General features: G+C 77.6%; 18 protein-coding genes. 10 read left to right on the plus strand and 8 right to left on the minus strand.

Going from position 1 to position 21,891, the window contains the following annotated elements; translation table 11 throughout:
• The first annotated feature begins 60 nt into the window (after positions 1-60).
• Positions 61-1,284, plus strand: coding sequence for an MFS transporter (locus LY71_RS08130; protein WP_106276443.1), 1,224 nt, complete (start codon positions 61-63; stop codon positions 1,282-1,284).
• Between the two features lie 17 nt (positions 1,285-1,301).
• Here LY71_RS08130 and LY71_RS08135 read toward each other — a convergent pair whose 3' ends face one another.
• On the minus strand, positions 1,302-1,988 hold the full coding sequence (locus tag LY71_RS08135) for an NRDE family protein (RefSeq protein ID WP_106276444.1): 687 nt from the start codon (positions 1,986-1,988) through the stop codon (positions 1,302-1,304).
• A 250-nt stretch (positions 1,989-2,238) separates the two neighbouring features.
• Between LY71_RS08135 and LY71_RS08140 the strand changes: the two genes are divergently transcribed.
• Positions 2,239-4,380, plus strand: coding sequence for a DEAD/DEAH box helicase (locus LY71_RS08140; protein WP_106276524.1), 2,142 nt, complete (start codon positions 2,239-2,241; stop codon positions 4,378-4,380).
• A gap of 16 nt (positions 4,381-4,396) precedes the next feature.
• Here the strand turns inward: LY71_RS08140 and LY71_RS08145 are convergent, their stop codons facing one another.
• The 3 genes from LY71_RS08145 to LY71_RS23380 are packed head-to-tail and all read right to left on the minus strand — an operon-like array spanning position 4,397 to position 7,829.
• Positions 4,397-5,524, minus strand: coding sequence for a nucleotide disphospho-sugar-binding domain-containing protein (locus tag LY71_RS08145; protein ID WP_106276445.1), 1,128 nt, complete (start codon positions 5,522-5,524; stop codon positions 4,397-4,399).
• A gap of 56 nt (positions 5,525-5,580) precedes the next feature.
• On the minus strand, positions 5,581-6,951 hold the full coding sequence (locus LY71_RS08150; protein WP_170121265.1) for a circularly permuted type 2 ATP-grasp protein: 1,371 nt from the start codon (positions 6,949-6,951) through the stop codon (positions 5,581-5,583).
• Complete coding sequence (locus tag LY71_RS23380) at positions 6,948-7,829, minus strand: ATP-grasp domain-containing protein (RefSeq protein WP_170121266.1); 882 nt, start codon at positions 7,827-7,829, stop codon at positions 6,948-6,950. Before LY71_RS23380 ends, LY71_RS08150 begins: the two co-directional genes overlap by 4 nt.
• Positions 7,830-7,939: 110 nt before the next feature.
• On the opposite strand from LY71_RS23380, the gene LY71_RS08160 reads away from it, so the two are divergent.
• The 4 genes from LY71_RS08160 (at position 7,940) to LY71_RS08175 (ending at position 13,822) form a co-directional block, all read left to right on the plus strand.
• Positions 7,940-9,865 (plus strand): glucuronyl esterase domain-containing protein, encoded by a 1,926-nt coding sequence (locus LY71_RS08160; protein ID WP_170121267.1) that lies wholly within the window; start codon positions 7,940-7,942, stop codon positions 9,863-9,865.
• A 66-nt stretch (positions 9,866-9,931) separates the two neighbouring features.
• A complete protein-coding gene (locus tag LY71_RS08165) occupies positions 9,932-11,326 on the plus strand; it encodes an aspartate aminotransferase family protein (protein ID WP_106276448.1) in 1,395 nt (464 codons plus the stop codon).
• Between the two features lie 76 nt (positions 11,327-11,402).
• Positions 11,403-12,179: a cyclase family protein gene (locus LY71_RS08170; protein WP_106276449.1), complete on the plus strand. Its 777-nt coding sequence runs from the start codon at positions 11,403-11,405 to the stop codon at positions 12,177-12,179.
• The gene (locus LY71_RS08175; RefSeq protein ID WP_106276450.1) at positions 12,176-13,822 is read left to right on the plus strand and encodes a thiamine pyrophosphate-binding protein; all 1,647 of its coding nucleotides are present in this window, start codon (positions 12,176-12,178) and stop codon (positions 13,820-13,822) included. The genes LY71_RS08170 and LY71_RS08175 overlap by 4 nt, the downstream gene beginning before the upstream one ends.
• 13 nt (positions 13,823-13,835) lie before the next feature.
• Here LY71_RS08175 and LY71_RS08180 read toward each other — a convergent pair whose 3' ends face one another.
• Positions 13,836-14,684 carry a tryptophan 2,3-dioxygenase gene (locus LY71_RS08180; protein ID WP_106276451.1) on the minus strand — a complete coding sequence of 283 codons (849 nt, stop codon included), beginning with the start codon at positions 14,682-14,684 and terminating at the stop codon, positions 13,836-13,838.
• A 116-nt stretch (positions 14,685-14,800) separates the two neighbouring features.
• Between LY71_RS08180 and LY71_RS08185 the strand changes: the two genes are divergently transcribed.
• The gene (locus LY71_RS08185; RefSeq protein WP_106276452.1) at positions 14,801-15,043 is read left to right on the plus strand and encodes a hypothetical protein; all 243 of its coding nucleotides are present in this window, start codon (positions 14,801-14,803) and stop codon (positions 15,041-15,043) included.
• Here LY71_RS08185 and LY71_RS08190 read toward each other — a convergent pair.
• Positions 15,036-16,352, minus strand: a complete 1,317-nt coding sequence (locus LY71_RS08190; protein WP_106276453.1) for an FAD-dependent oxidoreductase — start codon at positions 16,350-16,352, stop codon at positions 15,036-15,038. The genes LY71_RS08185 and LY71_RS08190 overlap by 8 nt on opposite strands.
• A 130-nt stretch (positions 16,353-16,482) precedes the next feature.
• Positions 16,483-17,688 (minus strand): hypothetical protein, encoded by a 1,206-nt coding sequence (locus tag LY71_RS23070; RefSeq protein WP_146146079.1) that lies wholly within the window; start codon positions 17,686-17,688, stop codon positions 16,483-16,485.
• A 219-nt stretch (positions 17,689-17,907) separates the two neighbouring features.
• On the opposite strand from LY71_RS23070, the gene LY71_RS08200 reads away from it, so the two are divergent.
• From LY71_RS08200 to LY71_RS08210, 3 genes are all read left to right on the plus strand, one after another.
• Complete coding sequence (locus LY71_RS08200) at positions 17,908-18,852, plus strand: site-specific integrase (RefSeq protein WP_245887759.1); 945 nt, start codon at positions 17,908-17,910, stop codon at positions 18,850-18,852.
• 131 nt (positions 18,853-18,983) lie between these two features.
• On the plus strand, positions 18,984-20,087 hold the full coding sequence (locus LY71_RS08205; protein ID WP_106276455.1) for an NAD(P)-dependent alcohol dehydrogenase: 1,104 nt from the start codon (positions 18,984-18,986) through the stop codon (positions 20,085-20,087).
• A 68-nt stretch (positions 20,088-20,155) separates the two neighbouring features.
• On the plus strand, positions 20,156-20,929 hold the full coding sequence (locus tag LY71_RS08210) for an enoyl-CoA hydratase/isomerase family protein (protein ID WP_170121268.1): 774 nt from the start codon (positions 20,156-20,158) through the stop codon (positions 20,927-20,929).
• A gap of 29 nt (positions 20,930-20,958) precedes the next feature.
• Here LY71_RS08210 and LY71_RS23385 read toward each other — a convergent pair whose 3' ends face one another.
• Entirely contained in the window at positions 20,959-21,768 is an 810-nt protein-coding gene (locus tag LY71_RS23385) for a CPBP family intramembrane glutamic endopeptidase (protein WP_170121269.1), read from the minus strand.
• Positions 21,769-21,891: the final 123 nt, after the last annotated feature.

The following is a 21,891-nucleotide window of genomic DNA, read 5'->3' on the forward strand; positions in this document are numbered from 1 at the left end:
ACGGGTCCCCGCGCGGGCCGCCGTCGGCGCACGCCTCCCCGGGCGGCCTAGGCTGCGCCGGTGCGTCCCCTCCGTGCCCGCCGGCCGGAGGAGAGGAGTGCGGCGGGGCCGCGGGTCCTCATCCCGCTCCTGGTGCTGGCCGCCGCCGTCGCGCAGGGCTTCGGGCGCTTCGGCTACGCGCTGCTGCTGCCCGCGGTCGACGCCGACCTGGTGCACTCCTACGCCGTCGCCGGGCTGATCGGCACGCTGAACCTCACCGCCTACCTGGTCGGGACCCTGGTGGTCAGCCTCACCGCCGAGCGCCTGGCGCCGGCGACCTCCGTGCGGGTGGGCCTGCTGCTCACCACGGCCGGGCTGACGGTCCTCGCGCTGGCGCCCGCGGTGCCGGTGCTGGTGGCGGGCATGGTGCTGGCCGGCTTCGGCGGCGCCCTGATCTGGGTGCCGGCCCCGGGCATCGCCGGGGCGGCCGTGCCCGTCTCCCGCCGCGGCCTGGCCATCGGGATCACCGGCAGCGGCGTGGGGGTGGGCGTGGTGGCGAGCAGCGCCCTGACCGCGCTGGTCCACGCCGTCGCCGGCCCCGGCGCGTGGCGCCCGGTGTGGGCCGTCGAGGCGGTGCTGGCCGCCGTGGTCGCGCTCGCGGCGCTGCGGTGGCTGCGGCCGCCGGTCACCCCGGTCGCGGGGCGGGTCCGCGTCTCGGCGCTGCGCGCGGTGCCCGGCTGGGTCGGCTCGATGCTGTCCTACGGCGGGTACGGCCTGGCGATCGCCGTCTACATGACCTTCCTGGTCGCCGCCTACCAGGACGACGCCGGGTTCGGGTCCGGTCACGCCTCCGCGGTCTTCGCCCTCGTCGGTGTGTGCATCACCGCCGGCGGTGTGCTGGTGGGCCGGTGGTCGGACAGCGTGGGGCGGCGGGCGGCCATGACCTGGACCTACGTCGGGATGACGGGCGCGATCCTGCTCGTGCCGGTGGGGGCCGAGCCCTGGGCGGTGCTGTCCGCGGTGGTCTTCGGCCTGGCGCTGTCCGGGGCCCCGGCCGTGCTCGCCGCCCACCTCTCCGACACCCTCGACCCCCGCCGGTTCGCCGCGGCCTTCGGCGCGGTCACCCTCGTCTTCGGGCTGGCCCAGCTGGTGGGCCCGCAGCTGGGCGGCTGGATCGCCGACCGGACCGGCAGCTTCACGATGGCGTTCCTGGTCGCCGCCGGTGCGTCGCTCGCGGCCGCGGTCGCGTCGGCCACCCTGCCGCGGCGCGGCGCCGCGCGCGCCCCCGCCCCGAAGGCGTCCTGACCCGAGCGGACCCGGGATCAGCCGGCGGTGAGGGTGTCCCAGGGGCGTCCCGTCCAGGGCTCCCGGCTCCAGCTCAGCCGGAGCCGGCCGGGGGCGGCCTCGACCAGCTGGCCGAAGACGGTCGCGAACACCCGGCCGTCCTCCGCGTGCCGCACCACGAGGGCGCCCGGGTCGTCCCGCGGCGGCTCGGCCCGCACCAGGCGGCGCCACCCCTCGGGCGGGTCGGCCGCCCGGAAGGCCTCCAGGTACCGCTCGGTCTTGCGGTCCTCGGGGCCTCCGGAGGTCACCATCACGGTGCCCTCGGGGTGCACGGTCTCCCGCAGCCGCTCGCCGTCGGAGTCCCAGGTGACGAGACGGTCGGGCGTCGCCAGCACGAGCAGGAAGCTCGCCATCCCCGCGACGTCGACGTGGTCGCGCCAGCCCGTGCCGTGGGTGACGGCCAGCAGCGGCAGCACCCCCCGGCTCGCCGCCCCGGGGTCGGCCGCCGGCTTCTGCGGCCGGTTGAGCACCAGCGCGGTCGCCCCGGTGCCGACCCGGGTGGCGCACCAGGTGCCCCCGGCGAGGCGGTCCCGGCCCGCGACCACGTCGGGGCGGTCGGGCCACCAGCGACCGGGGTCGTCGAAGGGGCGGGTGGTCAGCTCGTCGCGCAGGGCGAGGAGCCGGACGGGCCGGCCCGGCGACCAGCGGACGACGACGGTGCACACACCGGCATCCTCCCGCGACGCGCGGGGCGACCCGCACCGCCGGTCGGACGGGCTCGGCGGGAATGCGGCACCCTGTAGGGCGTTGACACACCGAGGTGCCGAGCGCGCCGGCGGCGTCGAGTCCTGGGCTCCGCGGGCCGGCCGATCGCCCGGGCACCGGGTACGCCCCGCGGGACGACCGTCGTCCCGCCGCCGGGCCGTGCCGGCACGCCGCCGCGGCGACCGCGCGCGGCACGCAGAGGAGGAGTTCGTGGCTCGACCAGGCCGGCGCCAGACGGGCGCTCGCCGCACCACCCCGCGGCGGGACCGGCGGGGGCGCCCCGACGGCGACCTCGTCGCGGCCCTCGCCCGGGCCGCCCGCGAGGTCGAGGCGGCCGCCCAGCGCGGCCGCGTCACGCCGTCGGTGCGCACCCGGTTCCAGGCCGTCGCCCTGCTGCTGCGGGAGGAGCGCGCCCGCGTGCAGGCGGCGGCCGACGGCTCCCGCGCCGAGCAGCTCAAGCGCCTGGACGGCGTCGCGACGATCCTCGCGACGACCGCCGTCCGGGACGCCGGGCTGCTCGCGCTGCTCGGCGACGACGCCGTCGTCTCCGACGCCGCCCGCTCGCTGCGGCGGGAGATGCTGCGTGACCTCGGCGTCGAGCCGGCGCCCGAGGAGGCCGCGCCGGTGCAGCCCGAGGCCGTGCCCGCCGGCCCCGACCGGCGGGTCGTGCCGCAGTCGGTGGTCTCCCGGCAGCTGGCCAACCCCTTCCTCGCCCCCGACTTCTCCGCGCTCCCGCAGCGGCCGGCCCGTCCGCGCCGGCTGGCCGGCTGGGAGCTGCTCGGCCCGCTGCTGACCTCGTTCGAGCGCGCCGGGAGCGGGGCCCCGGCGTGCATGGCGCTCCCGGCGCCGACCGACCGGTTCACCCCGGCGGGCTCCGAGCTGATGCCGCACCAGGGGCAGGTCGTCGCCGCGGCCGCGGCCGGCCACCGGACCTTCCTGCTCGCCGACGAGCCGGGCCTGGGCAAGACGGCGCAGGCGCTGCTCGCCGCGGAGGCGGCGGGCGCCCACCCGCTGCTCGTCGTCGTGCCGAACGTCGTCAAGACCAACTGGGCGCGGGAGGCGGCCCGCTGGACGCCGCACCGCCGGGCCACCGTGGTGCAGGGCGACGGCGAGACGGTCGACGGCTTCGCCGACGTCGTCGTCGTCAACTACGAGGTGCTCGACCGGCACGTGGGCTGGCTCGGCGACTTCGGGTTCCGCGGGATCGTGGTGGACGAGGCCCACTTCATCAAGAACAAGGGCTCGCAGCGCTCCCGGCACGTCCTCGAGCTGTCCGCGCGGCTGCGGTCGCTCGGCCGGCGGCCGCTGCTCATGGCGCTGACCGGCACCCCGCTGATCAACGACGTCGAGGACTTCCGGGCCATCTGGCAGTTCCTCGGCTGGACCGACGACGACGCGCCCCTCGGCGAGCTGCTGGACGCTCTGGAGGACACCGGCCTCACGCCCGCCGACCGGGGCTTCTCCGCCGCGGCGCGGCAGTGCGTGATCGACCTCGGCATCGTGCGCCGCCGCAAGGCCGACGTCGCCGCCGACATCCCGGCCCGCCGCATCGCCGACCTCCCCGTCGAGCTCGACGGGCCGGTCGGGCGGTCGATCCGCGCGGCCGAGCGGGACCTCGTGCGCCGGATGGTCGCCCAGTACGAGACGGCGCTGGCGGCCCGGTCGTCCGGCACCGCCACCGAGGTCGAGGGGATCGACGCCGAGCTGGTGCGCCGGGTGGCCCGCTCGGAGCTGAAGGACGCGGCCGCCTCGACCGGCGAGAACGTGTTCGCCACCATGCGGCGCATCGGCCGGGCGAAGGCCGGGCTGGCCGCGGACTACGCCGCGCAGCTGGCGCGCAGCGCCGGCAAGGTCGTCTTCTTCGCCAAGCACGTCGACGTGATGGACGCCGCCGAGGAGGCCCTCGCCCGGCAGGGCGTGCGTTTCTCCTCGATCCGCGGCGACCAGACACCCAAGGTGCGGCAGGCCAACGTCGACGCGTTCACCTCCGACCCGGACGTGGCCGTCGCGGTGTGCTCGCTGACCGCGGCCGGCGTCGGCCTCAACCTGCAGGTCGCCTCCAACGTGGTGCTGGCCGAGCTGTCCTGGACCGACGCCGAGCAGACCCAGGCCATCGACCGCAGCCACCGCATCGGGCAGACCGAGCCGGTCACCGCGTGGCGGATCATCGCCGCGCAGACGATCGACGCCCGGGTCGCCGAGCTCGTCGACAGCAAGGCCGGCCTCGCCGCCCGGGCGCTCGACGGCTCGGACGAGCCGGCCGGCGCGCCGAACGACGTGCAGGTCGAGGTGCTGGTCGCCCTGCTCACCGACGCGCTGCGGGAGGCGGCCGGGGAGATCGCGGCCGTCTGACCGGGCCGGACCGTCCTCAGCCGACGGGACGGGCCAGTGCGGTCAGCTGCCCGACCACCTCCCGCGGTGCGGGCATCGCGGCGATCTCCGCGGCGACCTCGCGGGCGGCCCGGGCAAGGCCCGGGTTGCGAACGAGCCGCTCGAGGTGGCCCGCCGTGATCTCCCGCGCCGGCACGGCCAGGCCCGCGCCGCGAGCGGCGACCAGACGGGCGTGGACGGTCCGGTCCCCGGCGCCGGGGACGACGAGCTGGGGCACCCCGGCCGCGAGCGCCGTGAGCAGGGTCCCCGCCCCGCCGTGGTGCACGATCCCGCCGGCGGCCGGGAAGACGGTCGCGAAGGGCAGCCAGTCCACCGTCGCGACGTTGGGCGGCAGGGGCGCGCGGGCGGTGCGGCGGTCCGGCCGGACCAGGACGACGTCGACGTCGGCGTCCGCCGCGGCCGCCACCACCCGGCGCATCAGCGGGTCGGGCCGGGGGTCGTCGACGGTGCTGCGGGTGACGATCACCCGCGGACGCGGGCCTGGCCGGGTGTACTTCTCGGGCGCCGGGCGGTCCCCGGTCACCGGGACGTGGCGCATCGGGCACCCCCGGCTCGCGCGGGTCACGCTGGGCGGGGCGGTGACGAGCACCTCGGCCACCGCGGGGACGCGGTCGACGCCGTGCCGCCGCAGGATCGGGCCGAGCCGCGCCAGGGCGGACTCCCGCAGCTCCCGGGCGTCGAACAGGGCCATGTCGACCAGGACGACGGGCACCCCCCTGCGCGCGGCCACCAGGGACCCCGCCACGGCCAGCGGCTCGTGCACGACGAGGTCGGGTCGCCACTCGTCGGCCAGCACCACGAGCCGGTCGGCCATCCGGTCGGCCACCGGGGCGAACAGGTGCCCGACCAGGACGGTGCCCGGGTCGCCCCGCGCGGAGCGGACGGCCAGCACCGGGTGCCGGAGGGCCGTGGGCAGGAACACCCGGCGGACGTCGAAGCCGGGGGCGACGTCGCGCACGTCCAGGCCGGCCGCGCGGACGGGCGCGACGGCGTCCGCGGCGGTGGCGACGACCACGTCGTGGCCCGCGTCGCGCAGTGCGCCGGCCAGCGGGACCAGCGGCAGCACGTGACCGACCATCGGCGAGGCGACGAGCAGCACCCGCATGCCGGGAGGGTGGCGCGGGCTGTGCCGGACCGGAACCCCCGCCGTCGCCGTCCTCCTCAGCCGACGACCCAGGTGTCCTTGCCGCCGCCGCCCTGCGAGGCGTTGACCACCAGCTCGCCCTCGGTCAGCGACACCCGGGTGAAGCCGCCGGGCAGCACGATCGTCTCCTCGTCGGTGCAGAAGGCGTACGGCCGGTAGTCCACGTGCCGCGGCACGAGCGCGCCGTCGACGACCGTGGGGTGGGTGGACAGCGCCACGGGCTCCTGGGCGATCCACTCCCCGGGCTCGGCCAGGACGGCGGCGCGGGCGCGCTCGAGCCGGTCGGCGTCGGCCCGCGGGCCGATGAGCACCCCGTGGCCGCCCGAGCCCGACCGCGGCTTGAGCACCAGCTCGGGCAGCCGGTCGAGCGCGGCCCGGCACTGCGCGGGGTCGCCGAGGTCGTAGGCGGGCTGCGAGCGCAGCTGGGGCTCCTCGCCGAGGAAGAAGCGGACCAGGTCCTCGACGTAGGGGAAGGTGCGCTTGTCGTCGGCGACGCCGGTGCCGAACGCGTTGACCACGGTCACCGTGCCGGCCCGGAGCGGCCCGAGCAGCAGCTCGCCCAGCTCGTTCGGCGCGCCGTCGTCGTCGGTCAGCCGCTCCTCGCTGGTGCGCCGCCAGAGCAGGTCCACCCGGCGCCCGTCGGGCAGCAGCAGGTCCGTGCCGCGGGCGGTCAGCTCCGCGGGCAGCACGACCGGCGCGCCGACCATCTCCCCGAACCGGTCGATCTCCCAGGTCACCGCGCTGCGCGGCCCGTCGCCGAGCACGGCCACGACCGGGTCGGCGACGTCGGTGGCGGCGGCCAGCATCCGCCGCATCGCGTCCCGGGCGGCCTCCCGCACCGGCGCCGGACCCGGCTGCACGCCCAGGCGCGGCGCCACCAGGTCCCGCGCGGCCAGGGCGTAGGCCAGCAGCGACGGCGTCCGCACGTTGTCCTCCAGGACGACGAGCCGCCCGTCGGCGCCGCGGACGACGTCAGGCCCGGCCATGCCGATCCAGCGGCGCGGCGCCGGCAGCCCGGGGGCGAGGTACCGGTTGGTGTCGAGCACCGCGGCCGGGACGACGCCGGCGCGGACGGCCTCGCGCGGCCCGTGCGCGTCGGCGACGAAGGCCTCCAGCGCCCGCAGCCGCTGGGTCAGGCCGGTGGCCAGCGACTCCCACTCCGGCCGCGCCAGCACCCGCGGCACCGGGTCGACGGTGAACAGGTGGTCCTCCCCGGCGGGCCCGTGCCGCAGGTCCAGCTCGGCGGCCGCGCGGGCCACGTCCGCGGCCAGCGCACCCGGGCCGTACGCGCGGACGGCGGCCAGCGCGGCCGCGGCGTGCGGCCGGTCGCCGCCGTCGGGCAGCAGCGCCTCGTCGAGGCTCGGTGTACGGCCGTCCCCGGGGTTCACGCGGCGGCTCGCCGCTGGGCAGCGCGCCGGGCGACGTCGAGGGCGGCGCGGGCCACCCACCGCCCCTGCTGCGGGTCGGTGACGTCGAAGCCGAAGGGCGCGTTGGCCTCCAGCGCGAGCAGCCGGCCGCCGGGCTCGACGAGCACGTCGACGCCCATCAGCCCGCCGCCGAGCGTGGCGACCATGCGCTGGGCCAGCTGCGCCATCTCCGGCGGCGCCTCGTAGACCCGCGGGTAGACCGTCCCGTGGGTCACCAGCGCCCCCTCCTCGCGGGACTTCTCGTAGACCAGGGAGGTGGTCGTGGGCGTGGCGAAGACCCGCGCGCACGCCGGCTCGGCGATCCACTCCTGCAGGAGGGAGGCGCCGCGCCGGTGACCGCCGGCCGCCTCGTCGGCCCGCCACGCCGCCTCGACCTGCGCGGCGGCGTCGAGGTCGCCGACCAGCTCGACGTAGCGGGCGCCGTCGCCGAGCGAGGGCTTGAGCACCATCTGCCGTCCGGGCATCGGCCACTCGCGGACCCGGGCGAGGTCCCACGCGGCGGGCTGCGGCACGCCGGCGGCGGCCCAGACCGCGTGGGTCACCAGCTTGTCGGCGGAGGCGACCAGCGAGGTGACCGGGTTGAGCAGGGGCACGCCGGCCGCCTCGAGCAGGGTGGCCAGGGCGAACGTCGGCGCGTAGGCGACCACCTCCTCGACCAGCACGTGCGCGATGGCCAGGTCGTAGCGGCCCGGTGGCGGGCCGGCGACCGGCCAGTCGTCCGGGATCCGGGCCAGCCGCTCGACGTCGGCGCCCTGCTCCTCCAGCGCCCGCACCCAGGCGGCCGCGTAGCCGGCGTCCTCGTACCAGTCCTCGTCGGTGATCACCAGCAGCACGCGCACGCGGCCTCCAGTGCCCCCGGACCCGGTTCCTCGAACCACGCGCCCGACGCAGCACGGACGCAACACGCGGAGCACCCTGCCGACACCTGCCGGCCCTAGCGTGCGCTCGCATGACGCAGGTGCTGCCGGACGGGCGCACGGCCGCGGCCCGGCGGCGGCGCTACACCGCCGAGCTGGCCGGGGTGCTGCCGCCGAGCGCGCCCTTCGCGGCGTGGCTCGCCGCCGGTGGGGACCCGGCGCCGGACTTCGCCCGGCTCCCGGCGCGCACCGGGCTGTGGTCGCCGGTGGAGGGCGTGTCCGGACCGGCGGGGTGGCCGGCCCGGCGCGCGGTGCTGCGCGCCCGCTGGCGCCGGTGGCTGACCGGGGACCTGCCGCCCGCCCCGCGCCGCACGGCCGCCCGCGTCGACCGGGCGCGCACGGCCGGCGGCGTGGCGGTCCGCGAGCTCGTCGTCGACGCGGGCCGGCCGGTGCGGGCGCGCCTGCTGCTGCCGGTGCCCCCGCCCGGCGTGCACCGTGACGTCCCCGTCTACCTGCTGCAGTCCAGCCACGGGACCTGGGCGGAGGCGGCGCTGGCCCGCGGGTGGGGCGCCTGCCTGGTGTCGGCCGCGGACGGCGACGACGACACCGAGGCCGTCGAGCGGGCGTTCCCCTCCGTGGTCGCCGGCCGGCTCGCCTGGCGGGCGTGGGCGCTGTCGCGGGTCCTCGACGCGCTGTCCGACCAGCCCGGGGTGGACGGCCGCCGGGTGCTGGTCGGCGGGCACAGCCGCAACGGCAAGACCGCGCTGCTGGCCGCCGCCTTCGACGACCGCTTCGCCGGGGTGGTGTCCAGCTCCAGCGGCGTGCTCGGCGCCATCCCCGCCCGGCTGTGCACCGACCGGCACTTCGGCGAGGGCGTGGAGCTGCTCACCCGGCACTACCCCGGCTGGTACCACCCGCGGCTGCGCTGGTTCGCCGGTCGGGAGCACCGGCTGCCCACCGACGCCCACGAGCTGCTCGCGCTCGCCGCGCCCCGGCCGGTGCTGGTCTCGGTGGCGGTCGAGGACCCGGTCGAGCGCGTCCCGGCCGCCCGCGCCGCGGTCGAGGCCGCGCGCGAGGCGTTCACCCTGCTCGGCCGCCGCGACGCCCTCGAGCTGGCGCTGCGCCCCGGCGGTCACCGGGCCGACGACTCCGCGGTGGCCGCCCAGCTGGACTGGGCGCAGTCGGTGCTCGGCGGCCCGCCCCGCCGCCGCGGGCAGGCGCCGGGAGCGCCGTCCCCGGTGCGGTGGCCGGCCGACCGGATCCGCCCGGGGGAGCGGCCGGTCCGCGGCGCGGAGCTGCGCGCCGCCGTCCGCGCCGCCCTGGGTCCCGCCGTCGAGGGCCCGGCGGCGACGGGGGAGGGGCTGCGGACACCGGACGGCGTCGCGGTGACCCTGCTGCCCCCGCCGGGCGGGGGGAGCGGCCGCGGACTGGTGCTCTGGCTCGGCCCGCCGTGCGCGGCCACCGGGTGGCGGGCGGGGTACGAGCAGGCCGAGCCGCTGCCCGCGCTGCTGGCCGCGGACGGCTGGACGGTCGCCTGCCACGACCCGGTCGGCAGCGGCTCCCGGCACGGTGAGCACCTCGGGTCGGGGTCCTCGCCGCTGGCCCGGATGACCGCCGACGCGGCCGCGGTGGCCGCCGTCGCGACCGCGGCCAGCGGGCACGACCGGGCGTGGGTCGCCGCCTACGGCACCGGGGCGCTGGTCGCGCTGCACCTGGCCGCGCTGGGGGACGCGCCGCTCGCCGGGGCGGTCCTCGCCGCCCCCAGCTGCGGGGAGCCGCTGCTGCGGGCCCGGCCGGCGTACACGCTGGCCGACCTGCTCGCCACGCTGGCCGACCGGCCCGCGGTGGTGCTGGACCCGGCCTGGGACCCCGAGGCGCCGGCCGGCGCGGTCGCGGCCGCCTGCCGGGCCGCCGGCGTGCCACGGGTGCCGCTGGCCGACTGGCACCGGCTCTCGGGCGCCACCCGCGCGGCGATGGTCGCCTGGCTGGACGCGCACGGTCCCCGCGGCACCGGGTGACGGCGAGGGGCAGGTGGCCGCAGACTCGGGGGAGCGCCCGTCCCCTCCCCGAGCCCGAGGAGCGTCATGACCACCTCGATCGAGCAGCCGCCCGCCGGCGCGCCGGACGCGACGGCGGCCCGGGCCGCGGACCACCTGTGGATGCACTTCGCCCGCCAGGGCCGCCACCCGGAGACGCCCGTCCCCGTGGTCACCCGCGGTGAGGGCGCCTACCTGTGGGACAACCGGGGCCGCCGGGTCCTCGACGGCCTGTCCGGGCTGTTCGTCGTCCAGGTCGGGCACGGGCGCCGGGAGCTGGCCGAGGCGGCGGCGGAGCAGGCCGCCCGGCTGGCCTACTTCCCGGTGTGGGGCTACACCACCCCGGTGCAGGCGGAGCTGGCCGAGCGGGTGGCCGACCTCGCGCCGGGGGACCTCAACCGCGTCTTCTTCACCACCGGCGGCGGAGAGGCGGTGGAGTCGGCGTGGAAGGCGGCGAAGCAGTACTTCAAGCTGATCGGCAAGCCACAGAAGCACAAGGTGATCAGCCGGGCGGTGGCCTACCACGGCACGCCGCACGGCGCGCTGGCGATCACCGGGCTGCCCGCCATGAAGAGGGACTTCGAGCCGCTGGCGCCCGGCGGGTTCCGGGTGCCCAACACCAACCTCTACCGCCACCCGGAGTTCGCCGACGACCCGAAGGCCTTCGGCCGCTGGGCCGCCGACCGGATCGAGGAGGCCATCCTCTTCGAGGGCGCCGACACCGTCGCGGCGGTGTTCCTCGAGCCGGTGCAGAACTCCGGCGGCTGCCTCACCCCGCCGCCGGGCTACTTCGACCGGGTCCGCGAGATCTGCGACCAGCACGACGTCCTGCTCGTCTCCGACGAGGTCATCTGCGCCTTCGGCCGGCACGGGACGACGTTCGCCTGCGAGAAGTTCGGCTACACGCCCGACCTGATCACCTGCGCCAAGGGCATGAGCTCCGGCTACGGCCCGATCGGCGCGATGATCGCCTCGGAGAAGGTCGTCGAGCCGTTCCTGCGCCCCGGCGTGGCCTTCCCGCACGGCTACACCTTCGGCGGCCACCCGGTCTCGGCCGCGGTGTCGCTGGCCAACCTCGACCTCATGGAGCGCGAGGGGCTCAACCAGCGCGTGCTCGACCACGAGGACGCCCTGGGCGCGACGCTGCGCCGGCTGCTGGACCTGCCGATCGTCGGCGACGTCCGCGGCGACGGCTACTTCTGGGCCGTCGAGCTGGTCAAGGACAAGGCCACCCGGGAGACGTTCGACGCCGCCGAGCGCGACCGGCTCGTCCGCGGCTTCCTGCCCGGCGCGCTGTTCGACAACGGCCTGTACTGCCGGCCCGACGACCGCGGCGACGTCGTCGTCCAGGTCGCGCCGCCGCTGATCTGCGGCCAGGCGGAGTTCGACGAGATGGAGCAGGTCCTGCGGCACACCCTCACCGAGGCCCAGCAGCTGCTCTGACGCCGGTCCCTCGCCCTGCGGGTGCGGTGGTCTGCTTGGCTGTCGCCGTTGCTGCCCCCACGCCCGAGGGACGTCGATGTCGATCCTGTCCACGCTGGCCGAGGCCCTGACCAGCGGCCGCGTCGAGGTCGTCGACCTCACCGCGCCGCTGTCGGCCGACACGCCGGTCATCGCGCTGCCGCCGCAGTTCGCCCAGACCGCGCGGTTCGAGCTCGAGGAGCTCAGCCGCTACGACGACCGCGGCCCGGCCTGGTACTGGAACAACTTCCGCACCGGTGAGCACACGGGCACGCACTTCGACGCGCCCAACCACTGGGTCACCGGCCGGGACGGCGACGACGTGGCGTCGGTGCCGGCGCGGCGGCTGCTCGCCCCGGCCGCGGTGCTGGACTTCTCCGCGCAGGCCGCCGCCGATCCCGACTTCCTGCTGGAGGTCGAGCACGTCCGGCAGTGGGAGGAGCAGCACGGCCCGCTGCCCGACGGCGGGTGGCTGCTCTACCGCACCGGATGGGACGCCCGCTCGGCCTCGCAGCAGGACTTCCTCAACGCCGACGACACCGGGCCGCACACCCCCGGCGTTGCCCCGGCGTGCGCCCGGTGGATCGCCGAGGAGTCGCCGGTGCTGGGCCTGGGCGTGGAGACGGTGGGCACCGACGCCGGCACCGCGCACTCCTTCGACCCGCCGTTCCCGTGCCACGCCGCCCTCATGGGCAGCGGGAAGTACGGCCTCACCCAGCTGCAGAACCTCGCCGCGCTCCCGCCGACCGGGGCCCTGGTGCTCGCCGCCCCCCTGCCGATCGTGTCCGGCTCCGGGTCCCCGGCGCGGGTGCTCGCGCTCGTCGAGCGCGGATGAGCGCGGCCGGCGGCACCGTCGCGCAGGCGGTCGGCGCCGCGCTCGTCCGCTGCGGGGTCGGTGCCGTCTTCGGCGTGGTGGGCTCCGGCAACTTCGCGGTGACCAACGCGATGGTCGCCGCGGGGGCGCGGTTCGTCGCCGCCCGGCACGAGGGCGGCGCCGCCACCATGGCCGACGCGTACGCCCGCACGAGCGGGGGCGTGGCCGCGGTCAGCCTGCACCAGGGCTGCGGGCTCACCAACTCCCTGACCGGGGTCACCGAGGCGGCCAAGAGCCGCACGCCGCTGGTGGTCGTGACGGCGGAGGCGACGTCGCCGCGGTCGAACTTCGCCGTCGACCAGTGGGCGCTGGCCGAGGCGGTCGGGGCGGTGCCGGTGCGGGTCACCGCGGCGGACGACGCCGTCGCGCAGGCCGCGGCCGCCGTCGCCACCGCCCGCGACGACCGGCGGGTCGTCGTCCTGAACCTGCCGCTCGACGTGCAGGCCCTCCCGGCGTCCCCCGGGGAGCCGCCGGTGGCGGGCACCCCCTCGCCGGTGCCGCCCGACCCGGCCGCGGTGCAGCGGCTGACCGATGCGCTGCGGGCCGCGCGCCGGCCGGTGTTCGTGGCCGGCCGCGGGTCGCGGGGACCCGGGTCCCGCGCGGCGCTGGAGGAGCTGGCCGACCGCTGCGGTGCGCTGCTGGCCACGTCGGCGGTCGCCCGGGGCCTGTTCCGCGGCAGCGCGTGGGACCTCGACGTGTCCGGGGGCTTCGCCACGCCGCTGGCCGCGGAGCTCGTCTCCGCCGCCGACCTGGTCGTCGGCTGGGGCTGCGCCCTCAACACGTGGACCACGCGGCACGGGCGGCTGATCGCCGACGACGCCGTCGTCGTCCAGGTGGACCTCGAGGCCGACGCGATCGGCGCGCACCGCGACGTCGCCCTCGGCGTCGTCGGCGACGTGCGGGCGGTCGCCGCGGCGGTGACGGCGCAGCTCGGCGAGCCGGCCACGGGGTACCGGACGCCGGAGGTGCGGGAGCGGATCGCCCGGCGCGGCCGGTGGCGCCACGAGCCGTTCGAGGAGGCCGGGGAGGCGGGGCACGTCGACCCGCGGACGCTGACCATCGGCCTGGACGACCTGCTGCCGGCCGAGCGCGTGGTCGCCGTCGACTCCGGCAACTTCATGGGCTACCCGAGCGTGTTCCTCGACGTCCCCGACGAGTCCGGCTTCTGCTTCACCCAGGCGTTCCAGTCGGTGGGGCTGGGCCTGGCGACCGCGATCGGCGCGGCGCTGGCCCGCCCGGACCGGCTGCCGGTCGCCGCGCTCGGCGACGGCGGCGCGCTCATGGGCGCCGCCGAGCTGGAGACGGTCGTCCGGCTGGGCCTGCCCATGGTGGTCGTCGTCTACGACGACGCGGCCTACGGCGCCGAGGTGCACCACTTCGGCCCGCACGGGGACGTGCTGGACACGGTGCGCTTCCCCGAGACGGACTTCGCCGCGATCGCGCGCGGGTACGGCTTCGACGCCGTCACGGTGCGCGGCGTAGAGGACCTCGCCGGCGTGGCGGCCTGGGTCGCCGGCCCGCGGAGCGCGCCGCTGCTCGTCGACGCCAAGGTGGCGCGCGAGCGGCCGTCGTGGTGGCTGGAGGAGGCCTTCCGCGGTCACTGAGCCCGCGCGGTGCTCAGCTGCCGATGTGCGTCCGCACCGTGTAGAGCTCCGGGAAGAAGGTGAGGTCCAGCGCCCGGCGGAGGAAGCCGACGCCCGAGCTCCCGCCGGTGCCGGGCTTGAAGCCGATGGTCCGCTGCACGGTGCGCAGGTGGCGGAAGCGCCACAGCTGGACGGCGTCCTCGAGGTCGACGAGGTCCTCGCAGGTCGCGTACTCCGCCCAGTGGGTCGTGGTGTCCTCGTAGATCGCCTTGTACACGGGGACCAGCGCCGGCTCCTCCACCCAGGCCCGGCGCACGTCGCGGTGCAGGACGTGCTCCGGGACGGGGTGGCCGGCCCGGGCCAGGTGGCGCAGGAAGGCGTCGTAGACCGTCGGCGCCGCGAGCTCGGCGGCGAGCAGGTCGTGCGCGTGCGGCCGCGCCTCGAACACCTTCAGCACGCGCTCGTTCTTGTTGCCGAGGACGAACTCGACGGCGCGGTACTGGTGGGACTGGAACCCCGACGCGTTGCCCAGGACGCCGCGGAACTCGGTGTACTCGCTGGGGGTCAGGGTCGCCAGCACCGACCACTGGTCGGTGATCGTGTGGAAGACGTGCTTGACCCGGGCCAGGCCCTTGCGGGCGCGGCGGACGTCGTCGGCCTCCAGGTACGCGCGGACGGCGCGCAGCTCGTGCAGCGCGAGCTTCAGCCACAGCTCGGTGGTCTGGTGCTGGATGATGAACAGCGGCTCGTCGTGGTGGTCGCTGATCGGGTGCTGCGCCGACAGGAGCACGTCGAGGTCGAGGTAGCTGCCGTAGTCCATCCGGTCGCGGAAGTCCGTCGCCATCCCCTCCTCGATGGCGCGGACGCCGTCCTCGATCGCCATGGCGCCTCCCTCTCCTCGTGCCGGCCGCCATCCTCGTCCGGTGCCGCCGTGCGCGGGGAGCACCCGATCGGGGCCGCGGTGTGTGACAGTCCCCCGCTGCGACCGGAGGAGGAGACGTGCGGGCACGGACGGTGTGGGGTGTCGTGTGGATCGTGGTGGGGCTGGCGGTGTCGCTCGGCGGGATGGTGCTGGCCGTCGTCGACCCCGGTCGCGCCGTGCTCGGCGGCATCGGCTTCGGGGTCGGGATCCTGCCGTTCGTGATCGGCCTGTTCCTGGTCCGGCACGCGCTGCCCGAGGCCGGGGACGGCGGGGGGCGGCCGTGGGACACCTCGGGCAGCCTCTGGGACCTCTTCAGGTAGCCCCCCGTCCGGCCTGTGCCGCCTCGCGTGGTGCGGTCAGCGGCGCGGACCTCGCGTGCTCGGGGAGGACCCCGAGGCCGATGACGCGCGCCGGGATCCCCTGCAGGACCGGCCAGCGCTGCAGCAGCCGGAGGACGCCCGGCGTCGCGGCCGGCCGGTCCCCGGCGAGCAGGCGGTCGACGAAGCGCTGCTGGACGAGCCGCTGCACCCGTTGCGTCACCACGGTGGGCAGCACCCGCCGGCGGTGGACGCGGGCCAGGACGCGGGAGGGGACGCTGCCCCGGCGCACCCACGGTGCCAGCAGTCGGGCCGCGGCCGCGGCGTCCTGCACGGCGAGGTTGACGCCGACCCCGCCGATCGGGGACATCGCGTGCGCGGCGTCCCCGATGAGCAGCAGGCCCGGCAGGTGCCACCGGGACAGCCGGTCGAGCTGGACCGACAGCAGCCTGACGTCGTCCCAGGACTGCAAGGCGGCGACGGACGCCTCCATGCCGGGCAGCAGGCGCAGGAGGTCGGCGCGGAAGGCGGCCAACCCCGCCGCCCGGACCTCGTCGACGGTGCCCTTGCGCACCAGGTAGGCGCTCTGCCAGTACTCGCCCCGGTCGATGAGGACCAGCAGCCGCCCGCGCGTGAGCCGCCCGACGCCTCCGAAGGGCGGCGCCGCCGACCCGGCCGCCTTGGGCAGCCGGAACCACAGCACGTCCATCGGTGCGCCGAACTCCCGGACCGCCAGGCCCGCCTCCGCGCGCAGGCGCGAGTCCCGCCCGTCGGCCGCCACGGTGAGGGCAGCGGACACCTCGCCCGTGGCGCCGTCCGCCGTGGTGTACCGGACGCCGGTGACCCGGCCGTCCTGCCGGAGCAGCGCCACCGCCTCGGCTCCCATGAGCAGCCGGAAGTGCGGGGAGCGGGCGGCCTGCCCGGCGAGGAAGGAGAGGAAGTCCCACTGCGGCACGAAGGTGAGGAAGCGGTAGGGCCCCGGGAGGCGGCGGAAGTCGGCCAGGGTGAACTCGCCCTCGTCGGTCGTCACCCCGAGCCGCTCGACCTCCTGGTGCGGCAGCTCCAGGAACGCCTCGGCGAGCCCGAGCTCGCCGAGCAGCCGCAGCGTGGAGGGGTGGACGGTGTCGCCCCGGAAGTCGCGGAAGAAGTCGGCGTGCTTCTCGAGGACCACGACGTCGACGCCGTCGCGGGCGAGGAGCAGGGCGAGCACCAGCCCCGCCGGGCCGCCTCCCACGACCACGACGTCGGACCTCGACCGGTGCGCGGTCGGGGCTGCGGTGCTGCTGCCGGATCCGGCTGGCGTGCTGCTCACGGGGTCTCCTCCCGGTCAGCGGCTGTCCAGCGGCCCGAGGGCCGGGTGCTGCACGGCGTCAACGTAGCCGTGGTGCCCGGCGGCGGGTCCCCGATCGATCGCGCCCCGGTCCGCCGGACGCGGCCGGTCCTCAGTCCGCCGGGTCCGGCGCGGAGGGTGGGGTTCCGGTCGGCGGCTCCGGCCGGGGAGGCGCCTCCGCGGCCCCGCCGTCCGCGCTGTCCGCCGGTGGGGGGCGGTGCGCCTCGGCCAGCTGAGCGCGTGCCGATGCCGCGTCGGCGACGGCCCGGTCCCGCGCCTCCTCCGCGCGCAGGCGGTCCCGGCGGCTCTCCTCGGCGCGGCACTCGGCCTGCTCGGCGCGGTCCTCCTGGGCCCGCGCCCGCTCGGTCGCGGCGTCGGCCCGGGCGGTCGCCGCCTGCACCCGGCCCTCCGCGGCCGTGGTCTCCAGCCGCGCGGCCGCCGCCGCCTGCTCGGCGCCGCCGACCGCCCGCGCCGCCTCCGCCCGGACGCGCTCGGTCTCGGCACGGGCGGCACGCTCGGCCTCCAGCGCCCGGTCGCGCGCCGCCTCCGCGGACGCCGCCCGCTCCTGCGCCGACGCGGCGTCGGCCAGCGCGCGGTCCCGGACCTCCTCCGCCCGCGCGGTCCCGTCACGGGCCGACTCCGCGTCGCGCTCGGCCGCCGCGCGTCGAGCCTCGGCGTCGCGCCGCCCCGCCTCGGCCCGCGCGGCGGCCGCCCCGGCGGCGTCTGCATCGGCGCGCGCCTGCTCCGCGGCCGCCTGGGCGGCGCCGGCGGTCTCCCGGGCGGTGGCCGCCTCGTCCCGGGCCGCCGCCGCCCGGTCCCGGGCGGCAGCCGCCTCCTCGCGGGCGCCGGCGGCGTCTGCATCGGCGCGCGCCGCGACCTCGAGGGCCTCCCGGGTCGCCTTCTCGGCGACCGCGCGCCGTCGGTCGGCGCGGGACGCGCGCTGCTCGGCCTCGGCGACCTCGCGGCGCGCGTCGGTGCGGACGGCGGCCCGCTCGGCCTCGAGCAGCTCCGCGTCGGCGGCCCGGGTCAGCGCCTCCCGGGCCCGGCCCACCTGGTCCTCGATCGCCGCCAGCGTCTGGCGGAGCCGGTCGGCGACCTCGGTCAGCGTCGCGGCGGCCGGCGCTCCGGGCTGCGGGGCGGCGGGCGCCTCCGCGGCGGCCGGCGCGCGCCCGGCGGCCTCCGCGCGGCGGGCGGCGAAGGCGGTCGTGCGGTTGTGGTCGGGGCGGGCGCAGTACGACGACCGCCCGCCGGTGGGTGGGGGCGGGGCCACCGGGCGGTCGCAGTCCGGATACGCGCAGATCGCCGAGGCCTCGGTCATGCGGCCGAGTCTCTCGTCGTTCGTGTCGTGACGCACGAGCGGACGAACGACCGTACGACGGCGCAAGTCCGCGGAGTTGCACGGAACACTCCATAATCAGCTGTTATGGAGTCCTCGTGGAACGGCGGCGGAGCGGTCGGCCCCCATCCGTCGGGAGCGGTCGTCGCCGGGCCGACGCGACCGGGGGAGGGCGACGTCGACCCCGCGGCAGGAGGCCTGGTGCTGCCCGGGGACGTCGCGGCGGTGGGGCGCTACCTCACCGCCGCGAGGTCCGAGGCCACCCGCCGGGCCTACGACGCGGACTTCCGCGCCTGGTCCACCTGGGCCCGGCAGCGCGGCTTCTCCCCGCTGCCCGCGGCCGACGCGGCGGTGGCGGCGTACCTGGCGGCGCTGAGCGACGCGGGGGCGAGCCCGCGCACGATCGCCCGCCGGCTGTCCGGCATCGGGCACGCCCACCGCGAGGCCGGGCACCCCAGCCCGTCGGAGCACCCGGGCACGCGCGCGGTCCTCCGGGGCATCCGGCGCACCGCCGCCCGCGACGGCCGCCGTCCCAAGAAGGCCCGGGCGCTGGACACCCAGACCATCCGGGCACTGGTCGAGGACCTCCCGGACGGCGTGGCCGGCCTGCGCGACCGGGCGATCATCCTCACCTCCTTCGCGCTCGGGCTGCGGGCCTCGGACGTCTGCGGGCTGGACGTGGGCGACCTGGCCCCCTCCGGGCACGGCGGCCTGGACGTCACCATCCGCTGGTCGAAGACCGACCAGGAGGGCGCCGGTGAGGTGCTGGCCCTGGCGCCCGGCGTGCGGGCGCGGACGTGCCCGGTGCGCGCGCTGCACGCCTGGGTCGAGGCGGCCGACCTCGGCGGCTCGGGGCCGCTGTTCCGCAGCGTCGGACGGGGCGCGCAGCCCCGCATCGGCCGGACCCGGATGGCCCGCTCGTCGGTGCGGCTGGTCCTGCGCCGGGCCGCCGAGCGGGCCGGCGTCCCGCTCGAGGGGCTGAGCCCGCACAGCCTGCGCCGGTCGTTCGCGACCGAGGGCTACCGGGCCGGGGTCAGCGAGCGGGAACTGGCCCGCACCGGCCGGTGGGCCTCGGTGACCACCATGCGGGGCTACGACTCCAGCAGCCGCTGGGCGGACCCGGCGTCGGCCCGGCTCGGTCTGTGAGCGGACCCGGTCGGGGGCGCCGCCGGTCGCGGGCGGCTCGGGTCGAGCCGGTGGGCAGATCCTCGTAGGGTCGCCGTCGAGTCGCCGCGCTCCCCAGGACCCAGTGCCCCGATCCCCGAGAGAGGGCCCGCATGAGGATCACCGCCGCCGTCGTCGACGAGCTGCACGGCCCCTTCGTCGTCCGGGAGGTCGAGCTCGACGAGCCCGGCCCGGGGGACGTGCTGGTCCGGGTGGCCGCCACCGGCTTCTGCCACACCGACGGCATCGCCCGCGACGGCGACCTGCCCTTCCCGCTGCCCGGCGTGCTGGGCCACGAGGGCGCCGGCACGGTGGTGGCGGTGGGGGAGGGGGTCACCGGCGTCCGCGAGGGCCAGGACGTCGTCCTCGGCTGGCCGTGGTGCGGAGCCTGCCGCAACTGCCAGGCAGGGGAGCCGCGCTACTGCCTGCGCACGGGGGAGCTGGTCGCCGGGGGGCGCCGCCTCGACGGGGCGTCGGCGCTGCGCGACACCGACGGGTCGCCGCTGGCCAGCCACTTCTTCGGGCAGTCGTCGTTCGGCACCTACGCCATGACCACCGTCTCCTCGCTGGTCCCCGTCCCCGCCGGGCTGCCGGTGGAGCTCCTGGGTCCGCTGGCCTGCGGGCTGGCCACCGGCGCCGGCGCGGTGTTCAACACGCTGCGACCCGAGCCGGGCAGCTCGATCGTCGTCTACGGCGCCGGCACCGTCGGGCTGGCCGCGGTGATGGCGGCCCGCAACTCCGCGGCGACGACGATCATCGCGGTCGACCGGCACGCCGGCCGGCTGCGGCTGGCCGAGGGGCTGGGCGCCACGCACACCGTCGACGCCACCGACACCGACCCGGTGCAGGCGGTGACCGACATCTGCGGCGGCCCCGCCGACGCGTCGATGGACTGCACCGGCAACACCACGGTCGTCCGGCAGGCGATCGACTCGGTGGGCATGCTCGGCACCGCCCTGCTCATCGGCGGTGCCCCCGCGGGGGCCGAGTTCAGCGCCGACCACCTGACCACGCTGTGGGGCAAGACCGTCCGCGGCACCCTCGGCGGCAGCGGCCACGGCCAGCGGCTGATCGCCGCCCTCATGGACCTGCACGCCCAGGGGCGGTTCCCGTTCGACCAGCTGGTGCAGTACTTCCCGCTGGACCGCATCGAGGACGCCGTCGAGGCCTCCTACAGCGGCGCGGTGGTCAAGCCCATCCTGACCATGCCGCACTGACCATGCCGCACCGACCACCTGCTCCCGCGTCGACGGCGAGCCCGGTGGACCGGCACGAGGGAGGGCGGATGGCCGAGTTCCTGCGGGTCACGGTGCACGACCGGGTGGGGTGGATCGAGTACGACCGCCCACCGGTCAACGCGTTCCACTGGGAGATGCTCCGGGAGGTCCCGGAGGCGCTGGAGCGGCACCTCGCCGACCCCGCCGTCCGGGTGGTGGTGGTCGGCAGCGCCCTGGACGCCCACTTCAGCGTGGGCGCCGACCTGCGGGTCTTCGCCGACACCGACGACGAGGGCATGCGCCGCTGGGTCGACCTGTGCCACGACCTGGTGCGGAGGATGCGCGCGTCGCCCAAGCCGCTGCTGGCGGCGGTCCACGGCACCGCGGTCGGCGGCGGGCTGGAGATCGTGCTGCACTGCGACGTCCGCTTCGCGGCGAGCACGGCCCGGCTCGGGCAGCCGGAGATCGGCATCGGCTTCATCCCGCCGGTCGGCGCCACGCAGGCGCTGGCCCGCCTGCTGGGCCGGCCCCGGGCCCTGCGCCTGCTCTACGACGGCACGCTGCTGAGCGCCGAGGAGGCCTCCGCCATCGGCCTGGTCGACGTCGTGGTGGCCCCCGAGCGGCTCCGCGAGGAGGTGCAGGCCTACGCCGAGGGGCTGGCCCGCAAGCCCGCGCGGGCGCTGGCGGCGATCCGGCGCTGCGTCACCGAGGGCGCCGACCTGCCCTTCGACGAGGGCCTGGCCGTCGAGCGGGAGGAGGCGGTGGCCCTCGGCGCGACGGCGGACTTCCGCGAGGGGCTGGACGCCTTCCTGGCGCGGCGGCCCCCGGTCTGGTCGGACTGACCGGAGGCCGCTCCGCGGGCGCGTCGGGGTCAGCGCCGGGCGGGCACGCGGTCGACGTCCGTCCCCGGCTCCGCGGCGACGGCCGACGCCGGCGCCCGCCGCCAGGCCGCGCGGTCCCCGACGACCACGAGGGCCACGGTGACGACGAGGACGCCGAAGTAGACGTGGGCCGCGCGGTCGGCCGCGGCGCCCGTGTAGCCGAGCATGCCGAAGGTGAACGCGCCCTGGCTGGCGTGGAAGAGGACCGCCATGAGGAGGCTGCCGCCGGTGCGGTTGACCAGCCAGACGTAGAGGAAGGCGATCACCACGGTCGAGGGCAGGCCGATCCAGCCGAGGTTGCCCAGCGGCACCAGCGGCACGTGCCACCCCGCCGTCAGCAGGCCCAGCACCGCGGCCGCCGCGAGCGGGGACCGCCGGCGCTGCAGCAGGGGCAGCGCGTAGCCGCGGAAGCCGGGCTCCTCACCCAGCGGGCTGTCCGTCGGGTTCACCAGGCGCAGCGCGAGGGTCAGCGCCACGTCCGCCCAGACGATCGACGACCAGTCCGGCGCGGGCGCACCGAGCCAGTCGGTGAGCAGGCCGGTCACGAGCACCAGCACCACCGGCAGCCCGAGCGCGACGACGTACCAGACCCAGCCGACCCGCCACCGGAGCAGCCGCGCGCCGAGCTCCCGGAACCCCGGCCGGCCCTCGGCGACCGCGATGACCACGAGGGCGGCGACGAGGGGACCGCCGGGGAAGAACGGGGTGCCGAGGGACAGCCCTGCGGTGTGGACGAGCCAGGGTGTCCACGACACCACGTAGGCGAGGACGAAGAAGCTGGTGAGTCGGTGCTGTCGCACCCACGACGCGGTGCCGGACACGAGGACCTCCGAGGGGGGTGGAGCGGGACGGGTCGAGCGTTCGCCGTGCGGCGGGGCCGGGGCAGCAGGACAGCCCTCGACCCCGCCGAGGGCTGTCCCCGT

It is taken from the genome of Geodermatophilus tzadiensis (assembly GCF_003002915.1).
Lineage (GTDB): Bacteria > Actinomycetota > Actinomycetes > Mycobacteriales > Geodermatophilaceae > Geodermatophilus > Geodermatophilus tzadiensis.

Coding starts and splice junctions, on each gene's coding strand:
- LY71_RS08210 (WP_170121268.1), top strand. CDS start 20,156: ATGGCCGAGTTCCTGCGGGTCACGGTGCACGACCGGGTGGGGTGGATC.
- LY71_RS08175 (WP_106276450.1), top strand. CDS start 12,176: ATGAGCGCGGCCGGCGGCACCGTCGCGCAGGCGGTCGGCGCCGCGCTC.
- LY71_RS08145 (WP_106276445.1), bottom strand. CDS start 5,524: ATGCGGGTGCTGCTCGTCGCCTCGCCGATGGTCGGTCACGTGCTGCCG.
- LY71_RS23070 (WP_146146079.1), bottom strand. CDS start 17,688: ATGACCGAGGCCTCGGCGATCTGCGCGTATCCGGACTGCGACCGCCCG.
- LY71_RS08170 (WP_106276449.1), top strand. CDS start 11,403: ATGTCGATCCTGTCCACGCTGGCCGAGGCCCTGACCAGCGGCCGCGTC.
- LY71_RS08160 (WP_170121267.1), top strand. CDS start 7,940: ATGACGCAGGTGCTGCCGGACGGGCGCACGGCCGCGGCCCGGCGGCGG.
- LY71_RS08180 (WP_106276451.1), bottom strand. CDS start 14,684: ATGGCGATCGAGGACGGCGTCCGCGCCATCGAGGAGGGGATGGCGACG.
- LY71_RS08165 (WP_106276448.1), top strand. CDS start 9,932: ATGACCACCTCGATCGAGCAGCCGCCCGCCGGCGCGCCGGACGCGACG.
- LY71_RS08205 (WP_106276455.1), top strand. CDS start 18,984: ATGAGGATCACCGCCGCCGTCGTCGACGAGCTGCACGGCCCCTTCGTC.